This window comes from Nonomuraea solani, from assembly GCF_900108335.1.
Taxonomy (GTDB): Bacteria; Actinomycetota; Actinomycetes; order Streptosporangiales; family Streptosporangiaceae; genus Nonomuraea; species Nonomuraea solani.
The window spans coordinates 516,355-540,027 of the sequence record NZ_FNVT01000005.1; the positions used below are offsets into that span (position 1 = coordinate 516,355).

The following is a 23,673-nucleotide window of genomic DNA, read 5'->3' on the forward strand; positions in this document are numbered from 1 at the left end:
CCCCGCGGACACGACACGGGGCCGGGCGGGCTCACTCCCCCGTGAATGTGAACCTGGGTGCGGATGGGCTCAGGATCGTTGTCTTCGGGGTGACGGGCCAGAGGGTGTTCAGCTCGCCGGACAGGGCCGCCGTCAGGGATTCCATGTCCTTGGCCGCCGTGTCGTGCAGCGCCTCGGCGACGATCAGGACGTTCGTCGTGGTGTCGCGGACGGCCGACAGGCCGCTCTGACGGTTGCTCCAGCGGCGGGCGTGGGCCCGCTTCTCGGCGTCGGCGAAGATCACTTCGTGGGCGGGCGGCTGCTCGGTCTCGCCGGAGAAGGTCAGGTACGTCTCGTCGCCGGCGGCGTACCGGACCTCTATGGAGTGGGCGATCCGGGAGACGTCGAAGACGGCCACCGGGGTGGCGTAGGCGATGGAGATCGCGTTGCACAGGTCGATCAAGGGATGGAGGCTCGGCAGCGAACCTTCCTTCCTGAAGCGGCGCAGCAGCGACTCCGAGGCGCAGCGATATTGCGTGGGCTTGAGCCCCATCTTGGAGAAGGCGCGCCGCCAGGCCTGGATCTCCGGCAGCTCGCTCTCCGAGGACACGGTGGCGAGCCTGGCGGTGGCGAGGTCGTTGTACCTCGCGATCTGGGCGGTCGCGGAGACGTCGCCGGTGATGCCCTCGGCGTAGAGCACCCCGGGCACGAGCTCGGGAAAGTCTCGCCAGATGTCCTCGGCATGCTGGAAATGCATGGGTCTCACTCCGCGGGTCCGGATCTTTTCCCGAAGCCTACAGCGCCGTGGGTAACGCAGGTCACAGCGGTGAGAATGGCCGCCGTCAGGAGTGGGTCCCGCAGGTGGCCACCCAGTACGGCGACGCCGAGGGTGGCGCCCACCTGGCGGACGGCGTTGAGCGCCCCTCCCGCGATGAGCACCGGAAGCCGGGGAAGCCGGGGAAGCCGGGGAAGCCGGGGAAGCCGGGGAAGCCGCTACAAGCTACGGGCGTTTGAGGCGGTAGACGACGTGGCGCAGGATCGGGCTGTCCTGGGCGAGCCACGGATGGTCGAAGTCCGCCCCCGCGTCGTACGTCATCCCGATCCGCTCCATCACCGCCCGCGACCGCACGTTCCCCACGGCCGTCATCGAGATGATCTCGGAGAGCCCCGCCTCCCCGAACCCGAACGCGAGCGCCTGCCGGGCCGCCTCCGTCGCGTACCCCTGCCCCCAAGCCGACCGCTCCAGCCGCCACCCGATCTCCACCGCCGGCAGGAACGGCGCGTCGAACGTCTGCAGCACCAGCCCCGTGAACCCGAGGAACCGCCCGCTCCCCCGCTCCTCCAGCGCCCACAGCCCGTAGCCGCGCGCCTCGAAGTCGCGTTCGATCCTGGCCACCATGGCGTCGCTCTGCTCGCGGGTGAGCAGGTTGGGGAAGTGCCGCATCACCTCGGGGTCGGCGTTCAGCGCGGCGAACGGCGCCCTGTCCTCGTCGCGCCATCGGCGCATGATGAGCCGCTCGGTCTCCATCCGGCTTACAGTACGCGGCTGAGGAACGCCTTGGTCCGCGGGCTGGCAGGGTTGTCCAGCACGTCGGCGGGGGTGCCGGACTCGACGACGACGCCGTCGTCCATGAACACCACCCGGTCGGCCACCTCCCGCGCGAACCCGATCTCGTGGGTCACCACGATCATGGTGAGACCGTCCTCGGCCAGGCCCTTCATGGTGGCCAGGACCTCGCCGACGAGTTCGGGGTCGAGCGCGCTGGTCGGCTCGTCGAACAGCATCAGCTTGGGCCGCATCGCCAGCGCCCTGGCGATGGCGACGCGCTGCTGCTGGCCGCCGGAGAGCTGCCGGGGGTAGCCCTTGGCCTTGTCCTCCAGGCCCACGCGGCGCAGCAGGGCGTACGCGCGCTCCCTGGCCTCCTCGCGCCGCTCGCCGCGGACGCCGACGGGCGCCTCCATGACGTTCTGCAGCACGGTGAAGTGCGGGAAGAGGTTGAACTGCTGGAAGACCATGCCGATCTCCCTGCGCTGGCGGGTGACGTCGCGCTTGCGCAGGTGCCGGACCCGGCCGCCGGCGGCCTCGAAGCCGATCAGCTCGCCGTCGACGTGGATGGAGCCGCCGTCGATGGTCTCCAGGTGGTTCACGCAGCGCAGGAACGTGGACTTGCCCGACCCCGACGGGCCGAGGACGACGACGACCTCCCCTGGTCGTACGTCCAGGTCGATGCCCTTGAGCACTTCGAGGTGGCCGAAGTGCTTGCGTACGGCGCGGGCGCGCACCATGGGGACGCTCACGAGGTCACCCCTCCAGAAGAAGGACGGCGGCGGAAGAGCCAGAAGCCCTGCGGGGCGTTCCTGCGAGTGCCGCGGGCGTAGTGGCGTTCGATGAACGACTGGCCGACGTACAGAATGGAAGTGATCACCAGATACCAGACGCAGGCCACGATCAGCAGCGGGATGGTCTGGAAGGTGCGGTTGTAGATGGACTGCACGGTGTAGAGCAGGTCGGCCAGGGCGATGACGCTGACCAGCGACGTGGCCTTCAGCATGCTGATCACCTGGCTGCCGGTGGGCGGGATGATGAAGCGCATGGCCTGCGGCAGCACGATCCGGCGGAAGGTGCGGGCACTGCCCATGCCGAGCGCGGAGGCCGCCTCGGTCTGGCCGGGGTCGACCGACATGAGGCCGCCGCGGATGATCTCGGCCATGTACGCGCCCTCGTTCAGCCCGAGCCCGAGGATGGCCGCGAGCAGCGGGGTGATGAGCACGTTGGTGTCGGCGGACAGGAACGCGGGGCCGAACGGGATGCCGAAGGAGATCTCCGGCAGCAGGTACGACAGGTTGTACCAGAGCACGAGCTGCACCAGCACCGGCGTGCCCCGGAAGAACCACACGTAGAGCCCGCAGGCGGCCCTGGCGACCGGGTTCTCCGACAGCCGGCCGATGGCCAGGAGCACTCCGACCACGACGCCGACGGCCATGGCGATCACGGTGAGCAGCAGGGTCGTGACGATGCCCTGGCCGATGAGCTGGGCGTTGACGTAGCGGCCGACGACGTCCCACTGGAAGTTGGGGTTGGTGACCAGCAGGCTGACGAGCTGGGCGGCCAGCACCAGCAGGACGGCCGAGGCGACCCAGCGCAGCGGATGACGGGTGCGGGCGGCGCCCGCGACGTCGATCTCCGTGCTCATGAGGTCGCCAGGTTCACGCCGGCCCGGTCGAGCTTGTTGCCGGCCGTCCCCCACTTGTCCATGATCTTGGCGTAGGTGCCGTTGTCCATGAGCTTCTGGAAGCCGTCCTTGAGCACGTCGCGCAGCGGCGAGTCCTTGCCCACGACGGCCCCCTGGAAGAGGTCGTCGAACCCGTTGGCCTGCCCCTTCCCGGCGAGTTCGAGCTTGCCGCCCGCCTGGGCCACGAAGTACGTGAGCGGCGCCTGGGAGGAGAAGAACGCGTCCGCCCGCCCCGAGCTGACCGCCAGCACCGAGGTGGGCTGATCCTTGTACGACTGCACGGTGATCTTCGGCTTGCCCTCCTTCACGCAGGCCGCCGACCGACTCTTGATCACCGCTTCGGCGGAGCCGCCGGCCATGACCGAGATCTTCAGCCCGCACGTGTCCGCCACGGAGCCGATCTTGTCCGGGTTGCCCTTGGGCACGGCGAAGACCACGTACTCCTTGACCCAGTCCACGAAGTCGTTGTTCTTCTGCCGGTCGGCGAAGTCGCCCACGGGGCCGATGGCGAAGTCGTAGCGGCCGGAGGCGATGCCGGTCAGCGAGCTGGGCAGGCCGTCCACGGTGACGTGCTCGATCTTGACGCCGAGTAGCTGGCCGAGCGCCTCGGACATGTCGGCGGCGGCGCCGGTGAGGGACCTGCCGTCGGGCCCGGCGATCTCGTACGGCGGGAACGAGCCGTTGTTGACCGAGACCAGCTTCCCGGTCTGCCTGACCTTGTCCGGCAGGCGGTCGTGCAGCGCCTGGTCCTTGGTCTGGGCGGCGGCGGGCTGCCCGGCGGGGGTGTCCAGAACGCCCTCGGCCTCCTCCGGGTTGGCACCGCACCCGGCCAGCAGAAGAACGGCAACGGCAAGGGCGGCGGTCGCGTGCTTAGACATGTGGCTCCAATCGGGGGTCCACGGCGAAGCGCCGGTTCTCAAGGACGGGCAGGGTACGGCGGGCGCTCGCGAGCTCGTCCGCCGACGCGCCGGCCCACAGCAGGCCGGGCGCGTCACCGAGGCGGGCACGGGCGATGCCGAGCGGATCGACGACCATGCTCGCCCCGATGTTGCGGCGGCCACATTCGCCGGAGGCCGCCACGTAGCAGGTGTTCTCCAGGGCGCGGGCGGTCACCATGACCTCCCAGTGCCATTCCTTGGCCGGGCCGCGCACCCAGGCGGCGGGCACCGCCAGCACCTGGGCGCCCTGGTCGGCCAGGAGCCGGGCCAGCTCGGGGAAGCGCACGTCGTAGCAGGTCATCAGGCCGACCTTCCAGCCCGCGCAGTCGATCACGACGGGCGCGTTCGTGCCCGGGATCACGTTGTCGGACTCGCGGCGGCCGAAGGCGTCGTACAGGTGCAGCTTGGTGTACGTCGCCACGAGCTCCCCGCCCCTGGCCGCGACCAGGACGTTGGCCACCCGGCCGTCCTCCGCCGGGACGTGCACGCCGGCGATCACGGTGGTCTCGGAGCCGCGCGTGCGCTCGACCAGGCCGCTGACGAACGGCCCGTCCAGCGGTTGCGCGGCCTCGCGGATGCGGGCGGGCTCGTCCACGAAGAGCGAGAGCGCCCCCTCGGGCAGGACCAGCAGGTCCGCCGCCCCGGCCACGGCCCCGTCGATGAGCTCCTGGCAGGTCTTGAGGTTGTCGGTCCAGTTCTCCGCGGAGGCGAACTGTCCTACGGCGATTCTCATGCGGCGAAGACCTCCTCGGCCTTGATCGGGCGGTTCGAGATTCCCTGGGCGTGCAGTTCCGCGCAGAAGGCCGCGGTCATGGCGGCGTTCTGGGCGGCGCCGTACGGCATCCAGTCCTGGCCGAACGTGCGGGCGGTGTCGGTCAGGTCGGCGAGCAGCCAGGGCGTGGTGTCGGTGAGCAGCCGCCGCCGGGCCAGCCAGTGCCGCTTGGAGCGGTCGAACAGGTCCAGCACGGCCCCGGGCAGCCCCGGGTCGCGCTCGACGCTCTCGCGCTTGAGCGTCACCAGGTGGATGCCGGGGACGAACCCGGTCTGCTCGTAGTAGGCCCGCTCGGCGGCCCGGTGGTCGGGCAGCAGGTGGCGGAAGCGGCTGTCCGGGGTGAAGAACTCGGGGGGCATGAACGGGGTCATGATCGCGTCGTACCGGCCGCCGGCGAGCCCTTCGGTCAGGCCGTCGTCGGTGAGCGAGACGTTGCCGGGGAATGGCACGGGACCCACCCGGTCCTTGCCGGTCTCCCCGGCCACCAGGGGGCCGACCGTCCACTCGATGCCGGTCAGGTCCACGCCGGCGGCCCTGAGCAGCGCCCGGGTCCAGGTGTTGCCGGAGTCCGGCCAGCCGGTGAGCCCGACGCGGGCGCCTTTCAGCTCCTCCAGCGCGGTCAGCCCGCTGTCGCGGCGGACGAGGAGGCAGCGGTGCCGGAAGCCGCGCATCACGAACACCGGCAGGCCCACCAGCCGGTCGTCGCCCGCGGCGCGGCCGAGCACGTACCGGCTGAAGGAGGTCTCTCCTCCGTCCAGCTCCGACTCGCTCAGCACGTCGGGGGTGACGGCGCGGGATTCGAGCGTCAGCTCGAACCCGTCGGGCCGCACCTCCCCGGTCGCCACCGGCACGAGGTGGTCCCAGTCCCGCAACGCCAGACGAATATTCGCCACAAAACCCCCAAACAGCCTGAACTTGCCGTGAATTGTCAAAAACCATATGTTCAGGCAGAAGAACCGCACAAGGAGATCTTTGTTGCTGAACAAAGATTTACAGGGGGACAAAGTGGACGCGGCATGGCTGGCGCAGCGGATTGCGGACCCGAGCGCGCGCGGCATCGCCGCCGCCCTGACCGACCTGATCAGGGACGGTTCCGTGACGGCGCAGACCCGCCTGCCCACCGTGCGCGGCCTGGCCAGGGAGCTGCGGGTCAGCTCGGGAACGGTGGCGGAGGCCTGGTCGGAGCTGCGGCGGCACGGCATGATCCGCACCGACCGCCGCCGGGGCACGATCGTGCTCGGCCCGCCCGACGTGCCGCGCCCCATCCGGTACGAGCGCATCGGCCACTGGGGCGACCGCCTCGCGATCGACCTGACCATCGCCTCACCCGACGCGGCGCTGCTGCCCCCGCTGGAGTCCGCGCTGATCGCGGCCGCCTCCGCCGAAGGGCTGAACGACTACGCCCGCGAGACGATCACGCCCCGGCTGCGCGCCGCGGTCGAGCCCGGCTGGCCGTTCCCCGCGCGGGAGTGGCTGGCGGTCGGCGGCGGCTACGAGGGCGTCCAGCTCCTCTGCCAGACCACGGCCCTGCCCGGTGAGCGGATCGCGATCGAGGAGCCGACCGCGGCCCGGCTGCTGGACATCCTGGAGACGATCGGCGTGCGGATCATCCCGGTCGCCTGCGACGAGAACGGCCCGATCCCGGCCGCGCTGGACAGGGCGCTGCGGGCCAGGCCCGTGGCGTTCGTCTACCAGCCGCGCGGCCAGTCGCCGTGTGGCCACGCCGTCACGCCGGAGCGCTCGGCGGAGCTGGCGGCGCTGCTGGAGCCCACCACGACGCTGATCGTCGAGGACGACGGGATCGGCGAGCTGTCGGTCTCGCCGATGGTCAGCATGGGGACGCGGTTTCCCGGCCGTACGGTGCTGGTCCGGTCGTACTCCAAGTCACACGGCCCCGACCTGCGCATCGCGGTCATGGGCGGCGCGGCGGACGCGGTGGAACGGGTGCGCGTGCTGCGCAGCTTCGGCACCGGCTGGACCAGCCGCATCCTCCAGGACACCCTCGCGCACCTGCTCGGCGACGCCGGCGCGCGTGAGACCGTCACGCGCGCCCGCGGCGTCTACGCCGAGCGCCGCGCCCGGCTGGCCGCGGAGCTGGCCGCACGCGGCGTGCGCACCGGTGGCAGGGACGGCCTGGTGCTGTGGGTGCCGGTGCGCGACGAGCCCGCGGCCCTGGTGACGCTGGCCGCGCACGGGATCTCGGTGGCGCCGGGCAGCCGCTACGTGATCGGCCCGGCGCCCTCCGCCCACCTGCGGCTGGCCACCGCCAGGCTCACCGACGACCCGGCCGAGCTGGCTGCCCTGGCCGACGTGATCGCCCTGGCGGCGACGGGTTCAGCTCCCCCTAGCGCCGCGACTTGATGCCGGTGATGCGGCGGAACACGTCCCACCAGAACGGCGCCCCGAACAGCAGCGCCACATACGTCAACAGGAACCCGGGCCAGTGGCTCGGCGTGCTGACCCGGTCCCACCACATGCCGCCGTTCCAGAGCACGGAGGGGTCGCCCTCGGCCGGGATCGACACGCTGACCATCGCCTGCCCCATCATCTTGACCAGGGCCGGCTGGCTGAGCGTCTCGGTGACGCACGGCACCGGGTCGCCGCCCGTGCACCGCGCCTTCAGCTCGTCGTACGCGTCCGGCCCCGCCTCCGCCACGGCCGCCACCGAGGCGCGGAAGGCGTTGTCGCGCAGCAGCGTCTTGGCGTACTCCAGGCCGTCCATCGAGAACAGCAGCGTCACCACGACGCCGAGCACCGCCAGGACCCACTTGACGTAGCGCTTGTACAGCATCGACAGCCGCTGCATCTCCCCGTCGAACCAGCTCTCCACGCCCTGGCGGAACCGTTCGAGGTCGCGCTGCGAGGTCTCCCAGATGCCCTTGAGCGGGCCGTACAGGGGGCTGTCGATCTGCTGGAGTTTGCCGAGAAAGTGCTCGACGTCCCCGTTGCCGGCGGAGGCCATCTCCATCACCGCGACCGCGAAGCGCCCCGGCGGGAGGTTGGCGATGCTGGTCCGGCCGCGCTTGGCGTGGTCGATCTCCTGGATCCGCTCGTAGAGCAGCTTGATCATGGAGTCGCTCGCCTTGGCCTCGGGCTCGGGCATCTTGCCCGGCTCGGAGGGGGCGGGCCGGTCGCTGTGCCGGGGGCGCGGATCGCGCAGGAACGGCAGCACCCTGAACACGTCGGTCACCTTGGCCGGCAGCCACGAGCCCGTCTTCGCGTCGGCGCCGTCCAGAGTGTCCCTGAGGTAGGCCCACAGGAACTTGCTCCGGATGGAGAGCAGCCGGACGAACGCCTCGTTGAGCCCGCTGACCAGCAGCGACAGCAGCAGGAACGACACCACCAGGCCGAGGGCCAGATCCACATATACGGATAACACCGCGCTTTGATACACCCGCGCGGTGTTACCGCGCAATGTCGTCAGGCACCGTAGAAGACCCGGTCCACCACTTTCCGCGCCCGGCGGGTCACCCGCCGGTAGTCGTCGAGGAAGTCTTCGGAGCCGTCGGGCGGGTAGCCCAGAGTCTGCGCGATCAGCCGGCGCTCCCCCGAATCGGCCGGCACGCTGTCGCCCGGCCGGCCCTTGACCAGCATGATCGCGTCGCGGATGCGGGAGGCGCAGCGCCACGCCTCGGCCAGCACCGCCTCGTCGGCCGGGGCCAGGAGCCCTTCGGCCACGGCCGCGCGCAGCGCCTCCAGGGTGCGGGTGGTGCGCAGCGACCGCACCGTGCCCGCGTAGCGGAGCTGCAGGAGCTGCGCCACCCACTCCACGTCGGACAGCCCGCCGGGGCCCAGCTTGGTGTGCAGGGCGGGGTCGGCGCCGCGCGGCAGCCGCTCGGCCTCCATGCGGGCCTTGATCCGCCTGATCTCGCGTACGGCGTCGTCGGGCAGCCCGCCGGCCGGGTAGCGCAGCCGGTCGATCATCGAGGTGAACTCCGCGCCCAGCGCCGGATCGCCGGCCGAGAAGCGGGCCCGCAGCAGCGCCTGCGACTCCCACGGCGACGACCAGCGCGAATAGTAGGCGCGGTAGGAGGCCAGCGTGCGCACCAGCGGGCCCTGCCGCCCCTCGGGCCGCAGGTCGGGGTCGATGATCAGGGGCGGGTCGGGGGCGGGCAGCGAGAGCAGCCTGCGCACCTCGTTGGCCACGGTGTAGGCGGCGTCGGTGGCCTCGCGCTCGTCCACGCCCGGCCGGGGCGAGTGCACGAACACGACGTCGGCGTCGCTGGCGTAGGAGCACTCCATGCCGCCCAGCCGGCCCATGGCGATGATCGCGAACGAGGTCAGGTGCCCGGCCCTGCTGAGCGCGGCGTCGAGCGCGGCCTGCAGGGTGACGTCGGTGAGCTGGGACAGGGCGCCGCCGACGGTCTCGATGTCGATGAGCCGGAAGATGTCGGCCACGGCCGTGCGGAACAGCTCCTTGCGCCGCAGCGCCCGCACCGCGGTGACGGCGCTCTCGGGGTTGTCCGCGTGCCGGGAGACGGCGGCCGACGCCTCGCCGAGCAGGGACTCCACCGGGCGTACGGCCAGCTCGGCGTCGGAGCCGAGCATCGCGACCGCGTCGGGGGCGTGCATGAGCAGGCCGGTGGCGTAGCGGCCGGTGCCGAGCACGCGGGCCATCCTGGACGCGACGGCGGTCTCGTCGCGCAGCAGCCGCAGGTACCACGGGGTGCTGCCCAGTTTGTCGCTGACCTGCCGGAACCCGAGCAGCGCCGCGTCCGGGTCGGGCGTGTCGGCGAACCAGCCCAGCATGACCGGCAGCAGTGTGCGCTGGATCGCCGCCCGCCTGGACACCCCCGTCGACAGGTTGGCGATGTGGCGCAGCGCCCCGGCGGGATCGACGTAGCCGAGCGCTTCGAGCCTGGCCTTGGCCGCCGTCGCCGACAGCCGCGCCTCCGACTCCTGCAGCCGCGACACCGCCTGCAGCAGCGGCCGGTAGAACAGCTTCTCGTGCAGCCGCCGCGCCTCCATGGCGTGCCGCCGCCACCGCGCGGTGAACTCCCCCACCGGGTCGGCCTGCATCCCGAGCGCCCGCCCCAGCCGCCGCAGGTCGTCGTCGCCGGTGGGCAGCACGTGGGTGCGCCGCAGCCGGTGGAGCTGCAGCAGGTGCTCGACCTGGCGCAGGAACGTGTACGCCTCCGCCAGCCCGCGCGAGTCGTCGCGCCCCACATAGCCGCCCCGGGAGAGCGCGGCCAGGGCCGGCAACGTGGCCTTGCGCCGCAGCAGCGGGTCGAGCCGCCCGTGCACGAGCTGCAGCAACTGCACCGCGAACTCGATGTCGCGCAGCCCGCCCGGCCCCAGCTTGAGCTGACGTTCGCCCTCGGCGCGCACGTGCGTCTCGACCCGGCGGCGCATCGCCTGCACGTCTTCGACGAAGTGATCGCGGGTGGCCGCCGACCACACCATCTCGTTGACGGCCTCGACGTAGGCGGCGCCCAGCTCCAGGTCGCCCGCGACGGGCCTGGCCTTGAGCAGCGCCTGGAACTCCCACGTCTTGGCCCAGCGCCGGTAGTAGGCCAGGTGGCTGGTGAGCGTGCGCACCAGCGGCCCGGAGCGGCCTTCGGGGCGCAGCCCGGCGTCCACCTCCCACAACGACCCTTCGGGGGTGGTCGCGGTGCAGGCCCGCATCATGGCCTGGGCCAGCCGGGTGGCCGCGCGCAGCGCCTTGGCCTCGTCGGCGCCCTCTCTCGGCTCGGCGACGAAGATCACGTCGACGTCGCTGATGTAGTTGAGCTCCCTGGCGCCGCACTTGCCCATGCCGATGACCGCGAGCCGTACGTCGCCGGCCTCGCACTCCGTGCGGGCGATCGCGAGCGCGGCCTCCAGCGCGGCGCCGGCGAGGTCGGACAGCTCGGCGGTGACCTCGCCCAGCGTGACCTCGCCGGTGAGGTCACGCGCGGCCAGGTGCAGCAGCATCCCCCGGTACGCCACCCGCAGCGCCACCAACGGGTCCGGCCCTTCGGCGCGCGACTCGGGCTCCTCGGGTGCGGCGCCGACGGCCCGCAGCAGCGCGGCCCTGGGCTCACCGAGGCGCGGTTCGGCCAGCAGGGCCACCTGGCCGGGGTGGCGCACGAGGTGCTCGCCGAGTGCGGCGCTGACGCCGAGCACGGCCAGGAGCCGGGACCGGAGCCGCTCGTCGTGGCGCAGGGTGTCGAGTACGGCCGGTTCGCGCTCGATCAGGCGGGTCAGGGAGACCAGCGCCTGATCGGGATCGGCCACCTTGACCAGGGATTCCAGCAGGTCGTCGAGGTCGGCGCCGGCGGTGCCGACGAGCCGGGCGGCCCTGGCGCCGTCGGCGAAACCGAGTTTGGCGAGCCGCGCGGCGGTGGATTCGATCCTGGGCACCCCTCCATCTTGACAGCTCTCTCCCGGTTCGCCGTAGCATGAGAACGCAACGTTGCGTTGCGTTTTGGGAGGAGGCGGGGATGGTTCCGGCGACGGTGACGTGGGGGCTGCTGGCCGCGTGGGCGGTGCACGACGCGGAGGAGCTGGCGACCATGGCCGGCTGGGCGCGCAGGGCCCGGCCCCGGCTGGAGGAGCGGTGGCCTGGGGTGCCGTGGGAGCGGCTGGAGGTCTCGCAGCGGCACGTGAACGTGGCCATCGGGCTGATGGGCGGGGTCATGGCCGGGGCGGCGGCGCTGGGGGCGCGTACGGGCGGGCGGAGCGCGGTGTTCCAGGCGGTGCTGGCCGGGTTCGGGCTGCACGGGGCGGGGCATCTGGCGCAGGCCGCGGTGACGCGCGGATACACGCCGGGGGCGGTGACCGCGCCCCTGGTCGTGATCCCCTACTCGGTGTGGGCGTGGCGGCGGCTACGCGCGGAGGGCGTGCCGACGCGGGCCGAGCCCGCGAGCCTGCTGGCACTCCCGCTGGTGCTGGGAGCGGTGCACGCGGCCGCCCACCGCATCACCCGGCGGCGCCGGTCCTGACCACGTTCGCGAACGCTGCCGCCATGGGGCGCCAGGTCGCCACGAGTGTGCTCTCGGCGGCCTTGACCTCGGCGTTGAGGTCCTCCGCGGAGTCCAGGTCCGAGTCGGCCGTCCACGAGGCGAAGATCTCCGGCGTGGCCTCCGGGTGGAACTGCACCGCCCACGCCACCTCTCCCAGCCGGTACGCCTGGTTCGGGTATCGGGAGCCGGTCATCAGCGGCACCGCGCCGCCGGGCAGCCGTGTCATGGCGTCCTGGTGATACTGAACCGCCACCGCCGTCCCGACGCCGGAGAACAGGCGGTCGGAGGCGGCGGCGGGCAGCGCGGCCACCTCGCACAGGCCCACTTCCAGGCCGTTCCCGCCACGCTCCACCGTCCCGCCGCAGGCCATGGTCAGCAACTGCGCCCCCAGGCAGATCGCCAGCGTCGGGGTGGCCTCGTCGACCGCCCTGCGCAGCAGGTCGCGGGTGGCGGGCTGCCACGGGCCGCGCTCGTCCTCCCAGGCGGCCGCCGCGCCGCCGAGCACGATCAGCCCGTCCGCCGCGCGCTCGGGGACCTCCTCGCCCAGGTACGGCCGTACGACCTCACAGGTCAGCCCCAGCCACCCGGCGAGATACCCGAGCCCGGCCTCGGCCTCGTGTTCGATGACGGTTATACGCATATATGTAAGTATCCGGGGTTTGTCCTTAAGCTCCGTTCATGACCTTCACGTTCGAGGACGTCGGCGGGCAGCGGATCGCGACGTCCGGGACAGGGCCGCGCCTGATCATCGCGGTACACGGGATCACCGCCTCCCTGATGGCCTGGGGCGCGGTCGCGCGGCGGCTGCCGGCGGAATGGACGCTCGTCGCCATGGACCTGCGCGGTCGCGGGCACAGCGACGCCATGCCGGGCCCGTACGGGCTGCCCCGGCACGCCGAGGACGTCCTGCGGGTGGCCGAGCACGTCGGGGCCGGGCCCGACACGGTGCTGACGGGGCACTCCATGGGCGCGTACGTGGCGGCGCTGGCGGCCGCGCGGCGGGAGTTCGCCCGGGTGGTGCTGGTGGACGGCGGGCTGCCGCTGCCGCCGCTGCCCCAGGGGATGGACGCCGACGAGGCGCTGCGGGCCACGCTGGGCCCGGCGCTGGCCCGGCTGCGGCGGACGTTCGCCAGTGCCGACGCGTACGTCGACTTCTTCAAGGCCCACCCGGCCTTCGCCGGCCACTGGAACGCCGACGTCGAGGCGTACGTGCGCTACGACCTCACCGGCCCCGAGGGCGAGCTGCGATCGCGCGCCGTCGCCGAGGCGGTGATGGCGGACGGGCGGTGGCTCTGGCTCGAATCCGAGCGGATCGCCGCCGCCCTCACGGCGATCACCTCACCGTTGTCCCTGCTCAGGGCGCCACGCGGGCTGCTGAACCAGGACGTCGGCATGCTGCCGGACGACCTCGTGCTGCCATGGGCCACCCGGCTGCCCAAGCTGCGGGACGAGATGGTGCCGGACTGCAACCACTACACGATCCTGTTCGACGAGCGCTGCGCGTCGGTCGTGGCGGAGCACCTGACCGGTTGACGCGAAACGGCCCCCGAGCAGGTGCTCAGGGGCCGTCGCGCGGTGCGGGGTCAGCGTGGAGCGATCCACGTGGCGCGGGCGGCGGCCACCAGGGTGCCGTCGGCCTCGTAGATGGCGCTCTGGCCGAACAGCTTGCGGCCGTCCTGACCGGTCGGGCGGCCCACCACGGAGTAGCGGCCGCCGGGGCGTACCGCGCCGTGGATCCGCAGGGCCAGGCGGCCGAGCAGGGCGGTCTCGTCCGGGCCGAAGTGGGACCAGCCGGTGATGCAGTCGAGCACGGCGCCCACGATCGAGGCGGGCACGCCGTCCTCGCCGGTCACCGTGAACGGCACCCGCCATCCGGCGGCCACCAGGTCGGTCCCCTCGACGGGGCCGGGGAAGACGCGCAGGCCGTCGCCCGGCTCGCGCAGGCCGCAGGCGAAGCACTCGGCGAACGGGTGCGCCCGCAGCCCGGCGAACCCGGCCTCGGCCCGGGCCGCGTCGTTGAACGGCACGAAGCCCGGCCCCTCCAGGTCTTCGGCCACCGGGATGGCCTCGACCAGCAGCTTGTCGCCGTGCGACAGGGACGCGGAGTTGGCCACGTGTTCGAGGCGCAGCTCCGTCTCCAGGGGGGTGGGCGCGTGGAGCGTGACCTCGACGGCTGATCGACCACCGTTCAGCGCCTCCGCCATGGTGCCCGCGATCCAGCCGCCGTTGGCGACGCCCACGGGGCCACGGAAACGCTCGGGAACGGTCAACACGGTCTGCAGGGCAGCCGTCGTCATGCCACACCCTCCAATATCGCCACAAGAGGCGAGAAGTCCGGAAATATCATAAAGAGCAGGCCAATTTTACCGGACACCCCGGTTTACCCAGAGGGTGGGGGTCCAAACTGGTGCTCGATGCCACTCCATAACGCCTCGTAGGGGTCGGAACTTCCCGCCGCCGCCTGATGTGATCCGGGGCCGGAAGCAACGAAAATCGGCCCCACTCCGCACCGCTCGTGGAGTGAGGCCGATCAAGGCGTCACGCGTACCATATCCCGGTTTTCGGCCCTCCCGCGACCAATCCGCCAATTCACGGCAGACTTGCCGCATGGACCGGCTGACCTCCTGGGAGCGCCGTACCAGTGTGGCGCTCCTCATCATCGGCACAGGCTTCCTTCTCGGCTGGGCGGTCCCCGTCCTCATGCCGGATCTGCCCGGCCCCGCACTCGACGCGTTCTGGTATCTCCAGGTTCTCACCTGGATCCTGTTCACCGCCGACTACCTGATCCGTATCACCCTGGCCCCGCGCCGCCTGCGCTTCGTGCTCAGGAACATCCCCGCGCTGCTGGTCGTCCTGCTGCCCCTGCTGCGCCCGCTCTGGCTGCTGCGCGCCCTGTTACTCCTGCACGTCGTCGCCGAACGGATCCAGCTCCCGCTGCGCCTGCGCGCCGTCGTGTACGTCGGCGGCACCGCCCTGTTCATGGCCATCGTCGGCAGCATCGCCGTCCTGGACGTGGAACGTCACAACGCCGACGGCAACATCAAGACGATCGGCGACGCCCTGTGGTGGTCGCTCACCACCATGACCACCGTCGGCTACGGCGACCGCTTCCCGATCACCTCTGAGGGCCGGCTGGTGGCCGCGGGACTCATGCTCACGGGCATCGCCCTGCTGGGCGTCGTCACCGCGGCCATCGCCTCCTGGTTCGTGGAGCGGTTCGAGCGCACGGCGGCCATGGAACGCCGCGCCGAGGCCGAGCTGGCCCAGGTCAGCGCCGAGCTGGCCGAGCTGCGCAAGGTCCTGGCCGACCTCGGTCACACGCACGGCGAACTGCGCGACCGGCTCGACTCGCTCACCGCCCGGCTGACTTCCTGAGCCGTCCGGTGCGCGTTCCGGCCCACTCTTGGAGAGGCTGGGGAGGCACCGCCTATGCTGTGCGCGGCGAGGGAATCCGATACGGGGGTGGGCCTGTGCAGGGGGCGAGGTTGCGATATCCGTCCGGTTCGCTGGTCATTCTGACCGGGCTGCCGGGGGCGGGCAAGACCACCCTGTTGCAACGCCTGTACGGGCTGCACGGCGCCGAGAGCCTGCCCGTGGCCGCCGGCGCGGCCGTGGTCATCGACTCCTCCCAGGCCAGGCGGCACTGGCACGGCCGGCTCGCCTGGGCGCCCTACCCGGTGCGCCGCGCCGTCGTCTTCGTCACCCACCTGACCCGCATCCGGCAGGCCCTGATCTCCGGCCACTCGGTCGTGGCGCACAACCGGGGCTGCGGCCCGTACGTGCTCAAGGGCTTCGCCTGGCTGGCGCGCCGGCACGGCGCGGGCTTCCACCTGCTGCTGCTCGACGCGCCCGCGGACGCGGCGCTGGCGGGGCAGCGGGCCAGGGGCCGGGTGGTGGCGCCGCGCACGTTCGCGCGCCATCAGCGCAGGTGGGGCAGCCTGGTGACCCGGGTCAAGGGCGGCGATCCGGCCCCCGCGACCGGCGCGCGCCTCATCGACCGGGTGGAGGCCGGCCTGCTGGAGGCCATCGTGTTCGACGAGGTCCGCGTCATTCCGAAGAAAATCACCAAGCGGTAGTCGATCCGGGCGGGCGCCGTTCGTGTAGGGGGTGAGAACGCACGGAAGGAAGAGCCCATGAAGCACTACATCCTCACCATGTACCAGCCCGACGGGGAGCCGCCGGGGCCCGAGGTCCTCGACCCGGTCATGGAGCGGCTGATCGCCCTGGAGCAGGAGATGAAGGCGGCCGGCGTGTGGGTCTTCTCCCGCGCGCTGAAGCCCGCGGGCGAGGCCGTCGTCATGCGGCTGCGCGAGGGCGAGGTGCTGAGCACCGACGGCCCCTACACCGAGGGCAAGGAGCACATCGGCGGGTTCACGATCATCACGGCGCCCGGCCGGGACGCCGCGCTGGAGTGGGGCCGCAGGCTGGCCACGGCCGTGGCGCTGCTGCCGGTCGAGGTCCGCGAGTTCCAGGGCTGACGAAACGCCCCGCGCCGGATGACGGCGCGGGGCGTCCCCGGATCAGAGCACCGGCAGGTAGCGGCCGAGCTCGAACTCGGTGACGTGGCGGCGGTATTCGCGCCACTCCGACCGCTTGTTGCGCAGGAAGAAGTCGAAGACGTGCTCGCCCAGCGTCTCGGCCACCAGCTCGCTGCGCTCCATGACCTCGATCGCGTCGTTGAGCGAGCCCGGCAGCGGCTGGATGCCGAGGGCCCGCCGCTCGGCGCTGGTCAGCGTCCAGACGTTGTCCTCGGCGGCGGCGGGCAGCTCGTAGCTCTCCTCGATGCCCTTGAGGCCGGCGGCCAGGATGAGCGCGAAGGCGAGGTAGGGGTTGCACGCCGAGTCGAGCGAGCGGAACTCGATGCGCGTCGAGCCGCCCTTGTGCGGCTTGTACATCGGCACCCGGACCAGGGCGGAGCGGTTGTTGTGGCCCCAGCACACGTAGGAGGGCGCCTCGCCGCCCAGCCCCGCGATCGCCTCGGCGCCGCCCCAGAGCCGCTTGTAGGAGTTGACCCACTGGTTGGTGACGGCGGTGATCTCGGCGGCGTGCCTGAGCAGGCCGGCGATGAACGAGCGGCCGATCTTGGACAGCCGGTAGTCGGAGCCGGCCTCGTAGAAGGCGTTCCTGTCGCCCTCGAACAGCGACATGTGGGTGTGCATGCCGGAGCCCGGGTGCTCGGTGAACGGCTTGGGCATGAACGAGGCCCAGATGCCCTGCTCCAGCGCGACCTCCTTCATGACCAGGCGGAAGGTCATGATGTTGTCGGCCGTGGTGAGCGCGTCGGCGTAGCGCAGGTCGATCTCCTGCTGGCCGGGCGCGCCCTCGTGGTGGCTGAACTCGACGGAGATGCCCATCGACTCCAGCATCATGATCGCCTGGCGGCGGAAGTCGTGGCCCGAGCTGTGCGGCGTGTGGTCGAAGTAGCCGCCGGAGTCGATCGGCTCGGGCCGGATGCCGGGCTCGGGCCGGTTCTTCAGCAGGAAGAACTCGATCTCGGGGTGGGTGTAGAAGGTGAAGCCCATGTCGGCGCACTTGGCGAGCGTGCGCTTGAGCACCCAGCGGGGGTCGGCGTGCGACGGCGAGCCGTCGGGCATGAGGATGTCGCAGAAGATGCGCGCCGCGCCCGGCGTCTCGCTGCGCCAGGGCAGGATCTGGAACGTGGCCGGATCGGGCTTGGCGAGCATGTCGGACTCGTAGACGCGGGCGAAGCCCTCGATGGCCGAACCGTCGAAGCCGATGCCCTCGGCGAAGGCCCCCTCCAGCTCCGCGGGCGCGATGGCGACGGACTTGAGGAAGCCGAGCACGTCTGTGAACCACAGCCGGATGAACCGGATGTCGCGTTCCTCGAGCGTGCGGAGCACGAACTCCTGCTGGCGGTCCACAGCATCCCCTCGTTGGACGGATAGTACGGGCTATATACCAGCATGCCGTGCCCGTGTTTCGCACACGTTACGGGGGGTGCCGGTGCGAGCCTCGCTGACAAAGGCCCCGCCCCGACTTACTGTGATCACGCAGTCAGTCTCGGGGGAGGCATTGGTGGCAATCGACCTGCTCAATCACAAGCTCGATCGAGCGTTCGACCACATCGACGCGAGCGGCAACGGCGTCGTCGAACGTGAGGATCTGCTGGGGCTGGGCGCCCGCATTCTGGTGGGCTTCGGGGAGTCCCCCACCTCTGTCACGGGGGCGAGCCTCGTGGACGGCTTCGACGGCATCTGGTCCACCCTGTCGAAGGAGCTCGAACGCGACGGCGACACCGGCATCGTCCGGCCGGACTTCCGGCGGGCGATGACGGCGGCGTTCGTCACGGGCGAGCACTACGAGCCGGTGTTCAGGCCCGCCACGGTGGCGGTCGCGGAGCTGTGCGACGGCGACGGGGACGGCGAGATCGGGCCGGGTGAGTTCCGCACGATGCTGTGCGCGTTCGGGGTCGCCTACGACGACGTGGACGAGGCGTTCGACCGGCTCGACCGGGCGGGCAAGGGCGCGCTGAGCGTGGCGGAGCTGGTCTCGGCGGCGGCCGACTTCTACCGCAGCGACGATCCGAACGCCACCGGCAACTGGCTCTTCGGCCCGCTGTGAAGACCCGTACGAGGACTTCCATGAACGCGCCGGTGAAGGTCCCCGCGAAGGGGGCCGCCAACACGACCATGCTCGCGACCGTCCGCACCGCGCTGCGCTCGGCCCTGACGTCGCTGCTGCCACTTCCGCGCAGGGGCGGCTCGGCCGCCCTGGCGCTGCTGCCGCTGACCGAGCGGGTGCCCGCGATGGCGGCGCCGTGCCGGATGCACCCGGCCGTGTACGCCATCGAGGCCGCCGTCATCGACTGGGCCAGGCGTACCGGCCTGCGGGCCGACCCGGAGGTCGGCTACCACCGGATGGCCGGCCGGGCGTTCGCCGAGTTCGACGCGGCCGCCGCGGCGCTGTTCGCGCAGTGGCTGACCTGGCTGTTCCACCTGGACGACGAGCTGGACGAGCGCTCGGGCCCGCTGGAGATCTTCCACGGCATGCTCAAGGGCGCCTCCCGCCACCCGCTGGAGGCGGCGTTCGCCGACCTGTGGCGGGTGACGAGCGTGCGGATGAGCGACCAATGGCGGGCCAGGTTCGCGGTGGGGCTGCAGCGCCAGTACGACGCCTGCCGCACCGAGGCCGACAACCGGGCGGCGGGGCGGATGCCGACGCTGGAGGAGTATCCGGCGCTGCGCAGGGGCACCGTGGGGCCCTACCTGTACGACCTGGTGGAGCCCTGCCTGCGGGTGGAGGTGCCGGCATGGGTGCACGAGTCGGAGCCGTGGCAGCAGCTCGTGAACGCCTGCAGCGACGTCACGGCCTGGTGCAACGACGTGGCCTCGCGGCCGAAGGAGCGCGGCGACGTGCACAACTTCGTCGTGCTGGCGATCCGCCAGCTCGGGCTGAGCGAGCGGGAGGCGACGGCCTGGGTGCTGGACCGGATCGCCGGGCGCTGCCAGGACATGTGCAAGGCCGCCAGGCGGCTGCCGCTGCACGACCTCGACCCGAAGGAGGCCAGGGACGTCAGCAAGGTCGCCTGCGCCTACCTGGCGGCGCCGCGCGCCCACCTCGACTGGCTCCTGGAGTCGAAGCGCTACGCCTGACGGCTCAGGCCGCCCGCGGGCCGCTCGCCAGCAGGTCGCCCGTGGGGGTGCGGCGGTAGACGACCTGCTTGCCGATCCGCATCCCCACCGCGAGCCCGCCGCCGCTGAGCACGCCGAGGTGCTGGCTGACCGCGCCGGGCGTGAGCGCCATGCGGGTGGCCAGCGCGGAGGTGGTGGCGGGCTCGGCCAGCGCGAGCAGGATCTGGGCCCGGCTCCTGCCGATCAGCGCGGCCAGCGCGCCGGGCGCGGGCGGCGGTCCCTGCTCCCACAGCGTCCCGACGCCCCGCACCGGGTAGACGAGCATCGACTGGTACGGGGCCGTGAGCACCCCCACCGCCGGCCAGTAGAACGCGCTCGGCACCAGCACCAGGCCGTCACCGTGCAGCCCGCCCGCCTCGCACCAGGGCCGGTCGATGATCAGCCGCTCCCCCGTCCACTGGACGGCCGGGTCGAGCCCGGCGAACAGCTCCCTGGCACCGCCCTGGGCGAGCTGGCGCGACCGGCGCAGGACGTCGCGTTCGAGCAGGGCGTACACGCGCGGCCAGTGCTCGGCGAAGCACTCCTCCCAGTACGCCTCCAGCGCGTCCGCCACCCTGGCCACCCCGGCCTCGGGGTCGGCCGTGAACCGCGCGATCACCGCCGGGTCCGTGCCCCGCACCTTCTCCGCCTCCGTGCGCGCCTGCCCGGGGTCGGTGCGCCTGACCCGGTCGAGCTCGGCGGCGAACTCGGGCATCGGCGTGTCGGGCGGTGGGGTGATGAAGTCGGCCAGGTAGCCTGCCTGCGGCACGAGCGCGAACAGCTCGGCCAGGTCGAGCCCGGCCAGCAGGGGCCGCACGGCCTTGAGCCAGGGCAGGTGGATCGACTGCCTGGCGGGCTGCTGGAGGGTGCGCAGGCTGGCCACGAGCTCCCACATCGGGGAGAACGCGAACCGGATGCGTGCCACGTCCTCGGGCTTCAGCACCCACGTGATGGTCATGCTTTTAGTCTGGGCTAAATCGTTCGCGCCGCAAAACCGGAGATTCCACTCTTGTCGCGTGTCGAGCGCAACTGTTGAGAAACCATCCTTCCTGCAGGCCCAGATCGGTGGCCTGCCCCGCCCGTTCTGGGCGTTGTGGGGCGGCACGCTGGTGAACCGCCTGGGCACCATGGTCATGCCCTTCACCGGCGTCTACCTGACCCAGAGCCGCGGCCTGTCGCTGACCGCGGCCGGGCTCGTGATGGGCGTGTTCGGGGCGGGCTCGCTGCTGTCGCAGATCGTGGCCGGCACGCTCACCGACCGGATCGGGCGCCGGGCCACGCTGTCCGGCGGCATGCTGGCCACGGCGGCGGCCATGCTGGCGCTCGGCTACAGCAGCACCCTGCCGGCGATCCTGGCCTCGATGTTCGTGCTCGGGCTGGTGATCGACGTCTACCGGCCCGCCTCCAACGCCCTGGTGGCCGACCTGGTGTCGCCGGAGGAGCGGCCGCGGGCGTACGGGCTGCTGTTCTGGGGGATCAACCTCGGCTACGCGGTCGGCATGACCGCCGGCGGCTGGCTGGCGGGGCTCGGGTTCGTCTGGCTGTTCTGGATCGACGCGGTGTCGAGCGTGATCTTCGCCGTCCTGGTGTGGCGGGCGGTGCCCGAGACGCGGCCGGAGGGGCGCAGCCCGGGCGGGGGCTTCGGGATCGTGCTGCGCGACCGGCTCATGCTCGGGTTCACGCTGGTCTCGCTGGGCAACGCGCTCGTCTACACGCAGACGATGACCATGCTGCCGGTGGCGATGACCGAGGTGGTCAAGCTGACCCCCGGGCAGTTCGGGCTGGCCATGGCGCTCAACGGGGTGCTGATCGTCATCGTGCAGCCGCTGGTGTCGGCGTGGCTGGGGCGCAGGGACGCGGCCCGTACGTTCGCGCTGGGGCTGATCGTGATGGGGGCCGGGTTCGCGCTGACCGCGTTCGTGACCAGCACGCTCGGGCTGGCGGTGACGATCGTGATCTGGACGGCGGGCGAGATCGTCACGGCGGGCATCCCCGGCGCCGTTGTGGCCGCGCTGGCGCCCGCAGCGCTGCGGGGGCGCTACGCGGGGCTGTTCGGATTCTCGTGGTCGCTGGCGGCGGTGCTGGCGCCGCTGATGGGCGGCGTGCTGCTGGACGTGGGGCCGCGCACGCTGTGGTTCACCGTGGGCGGGGTCGCCCTGGCCTCGGCGGCCGGCATGCTGCTGCTCGGGCCCGCGATCAGGCGGCGTTGAGAGAACTTTGATCGGACATCGGCTCCTGCCCGATACTTTCCTTCCGGCTACCAGGGTGGAAGGGCAGGTGGGATGCGCCGCGCGGGTCTGGCGAAAGGTGTGGCGATCGGCGTCGCCACGCTCGCCATCGTGCTGGAGCTGGTCAACGTCTGGGTGACGGCGCGGCTGCCGCACTCGGCGTACACGCCGCTGCCCTTCGCGCCCGAGGACATGGCGGGCACCGCGTTCCCGGTGTTCGGCGCGATCCTCGTCGCCAGCAGGCCGCGGCTGGTGATCGGCTGGCTGCTGCTCGCCGGCGGGCTGAGCGCGGCGGCCAACATCCTGTCCGCGAACCTGTTCTGGCTCCTCGCAGGAAGCCCGGTCCACGGCCGGCCGATCATCAACCTCACCTGGCAGGTGCTGCAGCTCACCCTCGGCGTGCTGCTCCCGCTGCTCTACCCGGCGGGCCGGCTGCTGTCGCGGCGCTGGCTCGGGGTGGTCGCGCTGGCCGTGGCCGGGATGGCGCTCGACTGGGTGGCCGTCCTGGCCGGGCCGGCGGCGCTGCGGGGCCCGGCGCACTGGACGGTGTCGGCGGCGATGGCGCTGGCGTTCGTCTCGCTGGTGGTGCGGTTCACGCGCGGCGGCCCGATCGAGCGCCGGCAGCTCCTGTGGCTGGTCGTGGCGCTGCCGGGGCTGCTGGTCCCGTGGATGCTGGGCGATCCCTTCTGGTGGCTCGCGACGCTGGCCATCCCGCTGATCCCGGCCGCGATCGCGGTGGCGGTGCTGCGCTACCGCCTGTTCGGCATCGACACGCTGATCAGCAGGGCGCTGGTCGGCACCGGGCTGGCCGTCGTGGTCACCGGCGTGTACGTCGCCGTGAGCGCCGCCTCCAGCCTGTTCCTGTCGGAGGTGGCCCCGATCGCGGGGATCGCGGCGGCGGTGTTCGCCGGCGCGGCCTTCCAGCCGATCAGGCGCGGGCTCCAGCGCGGCGTCGACCGGCTCCTGTACGGAAGCACCGGCGTCCCCGGCGCGCTGGCCGGGCGGCTGCGGCACCGGCTGCAGCACGCCGACCCGGTGCACGGGCTGCTGGCCACCCTCGACGTGCTGCGCGAGGGCCTGTCGGTGACGGGCGTGGCCGTCGAGCTGGACGGCACGACGACCACCTCGGGCTCCCTGGGATCGGCGGCCAGGGTGATCCCGCTCGTCTGGCACGGTGAGCCGGTGGGGCTGCTGCTGGTCGGGCCGACGGACCGGCGCAGGTTTCCGGCGGCGCACGACGAGCGGGTGATCGCGACGCTGACGCCGTACATCGCGGACGCCGCGCACGCCGTCCGGCTGACGGCCGCGCTGCAGCGCTCGCGCGAGCGCATCCTGTCGGCGCGCGAGGAGGAGCGGCGGCGGCTGCGCCGCGACCTGCACGACGGGCTTGGCCAGTCGCTCAGCGGCATGGCCATGTCGATCAACGCCGCCCGCCTGACCATGCGCACCTCTCCCGAGCGCGCCGACCTGCTGCTGGCCGAGCTGCGCGCGGGCATGGACGCGGTGAGCGGGGACATCAGGCAGCTCGTGTACGGCCTGCGCCCGCCCGCCCTCGACGAGCTGGGCCTGGCCGGGGCCGTCGAGGAGCTGGCCGGGACGCCGATCGAGGTCTCCGGTGACCTCGACGGGCTGCCGGCGGCGGTGGAGGTGGCCGCGTACCGGATCGTGCAGGAGGCGCTCACGAACGCGCGCAAGCACGCGGGCGCGGGTGCCGTCTCGGTCGCGCTGGCCCGTGGCGAGCGCCTGCGGGTGACCGTCACCGACGGCGGCCCCGGCATCGCGCCGGACGCGCGGCCGGGCGTCGGGCTGCGCTCGATGCGCGAGCGGGCGGCCGAACTGGGCGGAACCTGCACGGTCCGTACGGCCGAAGCGGGCGGCACGATCGTGGACGCGGAGCTCCCCTTGTGACATTCACTGTGACATTTCGCGTTCTGCCTCTACAGTTACG

23 protein-coding genes are annotated in these 23,673 nt (G+C 72.1%); 10 read left to right on the top strand and 13 right to left on the bottom strand.

Annotated features, from left to right (window positions below):
• Positions 1–31: 31 nt before the first annotated feature.
• The 7 genes from C4V41_RS22090 to C4V41_RS22120 all read right to left on the bottom strand — a co-directional run bounded on the left by C4V41_RS22090 (position 32) and on the right by C4V41_RS22120 (position 5,815).
• On the bottom strand, positions 32–736 hold the full coding sequence (locus tag C4V41_RS22090) for a B3/B4 domain-containing protein (protein ID WP_103957780.1): 705 nt from the start codon (positions 734–736) through the stop codon (positions 32–34).
• A gap of 243 nt (positions 737–979) precedes the next feature.
• A complete protein-coding gene (locus tag C4V41_RS22095) occupies positions 980–1,507 on the bottom strand; it encodes a GNAT family N-acetyltransferase (RefSeq protein ID WP_103957781.1) in 528 nt (175 codons plus the stop codon).
• A gap of 5 nt (positions 1,508–1,512) precedes the next feature.
• Positions 1,513–2,265, bottom strand: a complete 753-nt coding sequence (locus C4V41_RS22100; RefSeq protein WP_103957782.1) for an amino acid ABC transporter ATP-binding protein — start codon at positions 2,263–2,265, stop codon at positions 1,513–1,515.
• 8 nt (positions 2,266–2,273) lie between these two features.
• Entirely contained in the window at positions 2,274–3,173 is a 900-nt protein-coding gene (locus C4V41_RS22105) for an amino acid ABC transporter permease (protein ID WP_103957783.1), read from the bottom strand.
• Complete coding sequence (locus C4V41_RS22110) at positions 3,170–4,090, bottom strand: ABC transporter substrate-binding protein (RefSeq protein ID WP_103957784.1); 921 nt, start codon at positions 4,088–4,090, stop codon at positions 3,170–3,172. The genes C4V41_RS22105 and C4V41_RS22110 overlap by 4 nt, the downstream gene beginning before the upstream one ends.
• A complete protein-coding gene (locus tag C4V41_RS22115; protein WP_103957785.1) occupies positions 4,083–4,883 on the bottom strand; it encodes a deaminated glutathione amidase in 801 nt (266 codons plus the stop codon). The genes C4V41_RS22110 and C4V41_RS22115 overlap by 8 nt, the downstream gene beginning before the upstream one ends.
• Positions 4,880–5,815 (bottom strand): substrate-binding domain-containing protein, encoded by a 936-nt coding sequence (locus tag C4V41_RS22120; protein WP_103957786.1) that lies wholly within the window; start codon positions 5,813–5,815, stop codon positions 4,880–4,882. Before C4V41_RS22120 ends, C4V41_RS22115 begins: the two co-directional genes overlap by 4 nt.
• 82 nt (positions 5,816–5,897) lie before the next feature.
• Here C4V41_RS22120 and C4V41_RS22125 point away from each other — a divergent pair, with 82 nt between their 5' ends.
• Positions 5,898–7,283, top strand: a complete 1,386-nt coding sequence (locus C4V41_RS22125; protein WP_200824129.1) for an aminotransferase-like domain-containing protein — start codon at positions 5,898–5,900, stop codon at positions 7,281–7,283.
• Here the strand turns inward: C4V41_RS22125 and C4V41_RS22130 are convergent.
• Positions 7,267–8,301 carry a hypothetical protein gene (locus tag C4V41_RS22130; RefSeq protein WP_103957957.1) on the bottom strand — a complete coding sequence of 345 codons (1,035 nt, stop codon included), beginning with the start codon at positions 8,299–8,301 and terminating at the stop codon, positions 7,267–7,269. The two genes, C4V41_RS22125 and C4V41_RS22130, sit on opposite strands and share 17 nt — an antisense overlap.
• Before the next feature lie 41 nt (positions 8,302–8,342).
• Positions 8,343–11,264 (bottom strand): bifunctional [glutamine synthetase] adenylyltransferase/[glutamine synthetase]-adenylyl-L-tyrosine phosphorylase, encoded by a 2,922-nt coding sequence (locus tag C4V41_RS22135; protein WP_103957788.1) that lies wholly within the window; start codon positions 11,262–11,264, stop codon positions 8,343–8,345.
• A gap of 80 nt (positions 11,265–11,344) precedes the next feature.
• Here C4V41_RS22135 and C4V41_RS22140 point away from each other — a divergent pair, with 80 nt between their 5' ends.
• Entirely contained in the window at positions 11,345–11,845 is a 501-nt protein-coding gene (locus C4V41_RS22140; RefSeq protein ID WP_200824130.1) for an HXXEE domain-containing protein, read from the top strand.
• Here C4V41_RS22140 and C4V41_RS22145 read toward each other — a convergent pair.
• Entirely contained in the window at positions 11,823–12,506 is a 684-nt protein-coding gene (locus C4V41_RS22145; protein ID WP_103957789.1) for a type 1 glutamine amidotransferase, read from the bottom strand. The two genes, C4V41_RS22140 and C4V41_RS22145, sit on opposite strands and share 23 nt — an antisense overlap.
• Before the next feature lie 38 nt (positions 12,507–12,544).
• Here C4V41_RS22145 and C4V41_RS22150 point away from each other — a divergent pair, with 38 nt between their 5' ends.
• Entirely contained in the window at positions 12,545–13,399 is an 855-nt protein-coding gene (locus C4V41_RS22150; protein WP_103957790.1) for an alpha/beta hydrolase, read from the top strand.
• A gap of 50 nt (positions 13,400–13,449) precedes the next feature.
• Here the strand turns inward: C4V41_RS22150 and C4V41_RS22155 are convergent, their stop codons facing one another.
• Positions 13,450–14,163, bottom strand: a complete 714-nt coding sequence (locus C4V41_RS22155; RefSeq protein WP_103957791.1) for a PaaI family thioesterase — start codon at positions 14,161–14,163, stop codon at positions 13,450–13,452.
• Between the two features lie 310 nt (positions 14,164–14,473).
• On the opposite strand from C4V41_RS22155, the gene C4V41_RS22160 reads away from it, so the two are divergent.
• From C4V41_RS22160 to C4V41_RS22170, 3 genes are all read left to right on the top strand, one after another.
• Positions 14,474–15,241 carry a potassium channel family protein gene (locus C4V41_RS22160; protein WP_103957792.1) on the top strand — a complete coding sequence of 256 codons (768 nt, stop codon included), beginning with the start codon at positions 14,474–14,476 and terminating at the stop codon, positions 15,239–15,241.
• 110 nt (positions 15,242–15,351) lie between these two features.
• Positions 15,352–15,942 carry an AAA family ATPase gene (locus C4V41_RS22165; RefSeq protein ID WP_235030301.1) on the top strand — a complete coding sequence of 197 codons (591 nt, stop codon included), beginning with the start codon at positions 15,352–15,354 and terminating at the stop codon, positions 15,940–15,942.
• Positions 15,943–15,999: 57 nt separating this feature from the next.
• Positions 16,000–16,344 (top strand): YciI family protein, encoded by a 345-nt coding sequence (locus C4V41_RS22170; protein ID WP_103957794.1) that lies wholly within the window; start codon positions 16,000–16,002, stop codon positions 16,342–16,344.
• 42 nt (positions 16,345–16,386) lie between these two features.
• On the opposite strand, the gene C4V41_RS22175 is transcribed toward C4V41_RS22170, so the two are convergent.
• Positions 16,387–17,748: a glutamine synthetase family protein gene (locus C4V41_RS22175; protein ID WP_103957795.1), complete on the bottom strand. Its 1,362-nt coding sequence runs from the start codon at positions 17,746–17,748 to the stop codon at positions 16,387–16,389.
• A 154-nt stretch (positions 17,749–17,902) separates the two neighbouring features.
• Here C4V41_RS22175 and C4V41_RS22180 point away from each other — a divergent pair, with 154 nt between their 5' ends.
• Positions 17,903–18,448 carry an EF-hand domain-containing protein gene (locus C4V41_RS22180; protein WP_103957959.1) on the top strand — a complete coding sequence of 182 codons (546 nt, stop codon included), beginning with the start codon at positions 17,903–17,905 and terminating at the stop codon, positions 18,446–18,448.
• 20 nt (positions 18,449–18,468) lie between these two features.
• Positions 18,469–19,479: a terpene synthase family protein gene (locus C4V41_RS22185; protein WP_103957796.1), complete on the top strand. Its 1,011-nt coding sequence runs from the start codon at positions 18,469–18,471 to the stop codon at positions 19,477–19,479.
• Positions 19,480–19,483: 4 nt separating this feature from the next.
• On the opposite strand, the gene C4V41_RS22190 is transcribed toward C4V41_RS22185, so the two are convergent.
• Positions 19,484–20,455 carry a DUF5937 family protein gene (locus tag C4V41_RS22190; RefSeq protein ID WP_103957797.1) on the bottom strand — a complete coding sequence of 324 codons (972 nt, stop codon included), beginning with the start codon at positions 20,453–20,455 and terminating at the stop codon, positions 19,484–19,486.
• Between the two features lie 58 nt (positions 20,456–20,513).
• Between C4V41_RS22190 and C4V41_RS22195 the strand changes: the two genes are divergently transcribed.
• Together C4V41_RS22195 and C4V41_RS22200 are read left to right on the top strand one after the other, a co-directional pair.
• On the top strand, positions 20,514–21,707 hold the full coding sequence (locus C4V41_RS22195) for an MDR family MFS transporter (RefSeq protein WP_103957798.1): 1,194 nt from the start codon (positions 20,514–20,516) through the stop codon (positions 21,705–21,707).
• Positions 21,708–21,779: 72 nt separating this feature from the next.
• Positions 21,780–23,633, top strand: a complete 1,854-nt coding sequence (locus C4V41_RS22200; RefSeq protein WP_103957799.1) for a sensor histidine kinase — start codon at positions 21,780–21,782, stop codon at positions 23,631–23,633.
• The last annotated feature ends 40 nt before the right edge of the window (positions 23,634–23,673 follow it).

Excerpts from the sequence above, each read along its gene's own strand:
- C4V41_RS22090 (WP_103957780.1), bottom strand. The coding sequence starts at position 736 with ATGCATTTCCAGCATGCCGAGGACATCTGGCGAGACTTTCCCGAGCTC.
- C4V41_RS22095 (WP_103957781.1), bottom strand. The coding sequence starts at position 1,507 with ATGGAGACCGAGCGGCTCATCATGCGCCGATGGCGCGACGAGGACAGG.
- C4V41_RS22100 (WP_103957782.1), bottom strand. The coding sequence starts at position 2,265 with ATGGTGCGCGCCCGCGCCGTACGCAAGCACTTCGGCCACCTCGAAGTG.
- C4V41_RS22105 (WP_103957783.1), bottom strand. The coding sequence starts at position 3,173 with ATGAGCACGGAGATCGACGTCGCGGGCGCCGCCCGCACCCGTCATCCG.
- C4V41_RS22110 (WP_103957784.1), bottom strand. The coding sequence starts at position 4,090 with ATGTCTAAGCACGCGACCGCCGCCCTTGCCGTTGCCGTTCTTCTGCTG.
- C4V41_RS22115 (WP_103957785.1), bottom strand. The coding sequence starts at position 4,883 with ATGAGAATCGCCGTAGGACAGTTCGCCTCCGCGGAGAACTGGACCGAC.
- C4V41_RS22140 (WP_200824130.1), top strand. The coding sequence starts at position 11,345 with ATGGTTCCGGCGACGGTGACGTGGGGGCTGCTGGCCGCGTGGGCGGTG.
- C4V41_RS22145 (WP_103957789.1), bottom strand. The coding sequence starts at position 12,506 with ATGCGTATAACCGTCATCGAACACGAGGCCGAGGCCGGGCTCGGGTAT.
- C4V41_RS22150 (WP_103957790.1), top strand. The coding sequence starts at position 12,545 with ATGACCTTCACGTTCGAGGACGTCGGCGGGCAGCGGATCGCGACGTCC.
- C4V41_RS22155 (WP_103957791.1), bottom strand. The coding sequence starts at position 14,163 with ATGACGACGGCTGCCCTGCAGACCGTGTTGACCGTTCCCGAGCGTTTC.
- C4V41_RS22160 (WP_103957792.1), top strand. The coding sequence starts at position 14,474 with ATGGACCGGCTGACCTCCTGGGAGCGCCGTACCAGTGTGGCGCTCCTC.
- C4V41_RS22170 (WP_103957794.1), top strand. The coding sequence starts at position 16,000 with ATGAAGCACTACATCCTCACCATGTACCAGCCCGACGGGGAGCCGCCG.
- C4V41_RS22185 (WP_103957796.1), top strand. The coding sequence starts at position 18,469 with ATGAACGCGCCGGTGAAGGTCCCCGCGAAGGGGGCCGCCAACACGACC.
- C4V41_RS22190 (WP_103957797.1), bottom strand. The coding sequence starts at position 20,455 with ATGACCATCACGTGGGTGCTGAAGCCCGAGGACGTGGCACGCATCCGG.
- C4V41_RS22200 (WP_103957799.1), top strand. The coding sequence starts at position 21,780 with ATGCGCCGCGCGGGTCTGGCGAAAGGTGTGGCGATCGGCGTCGCCACG.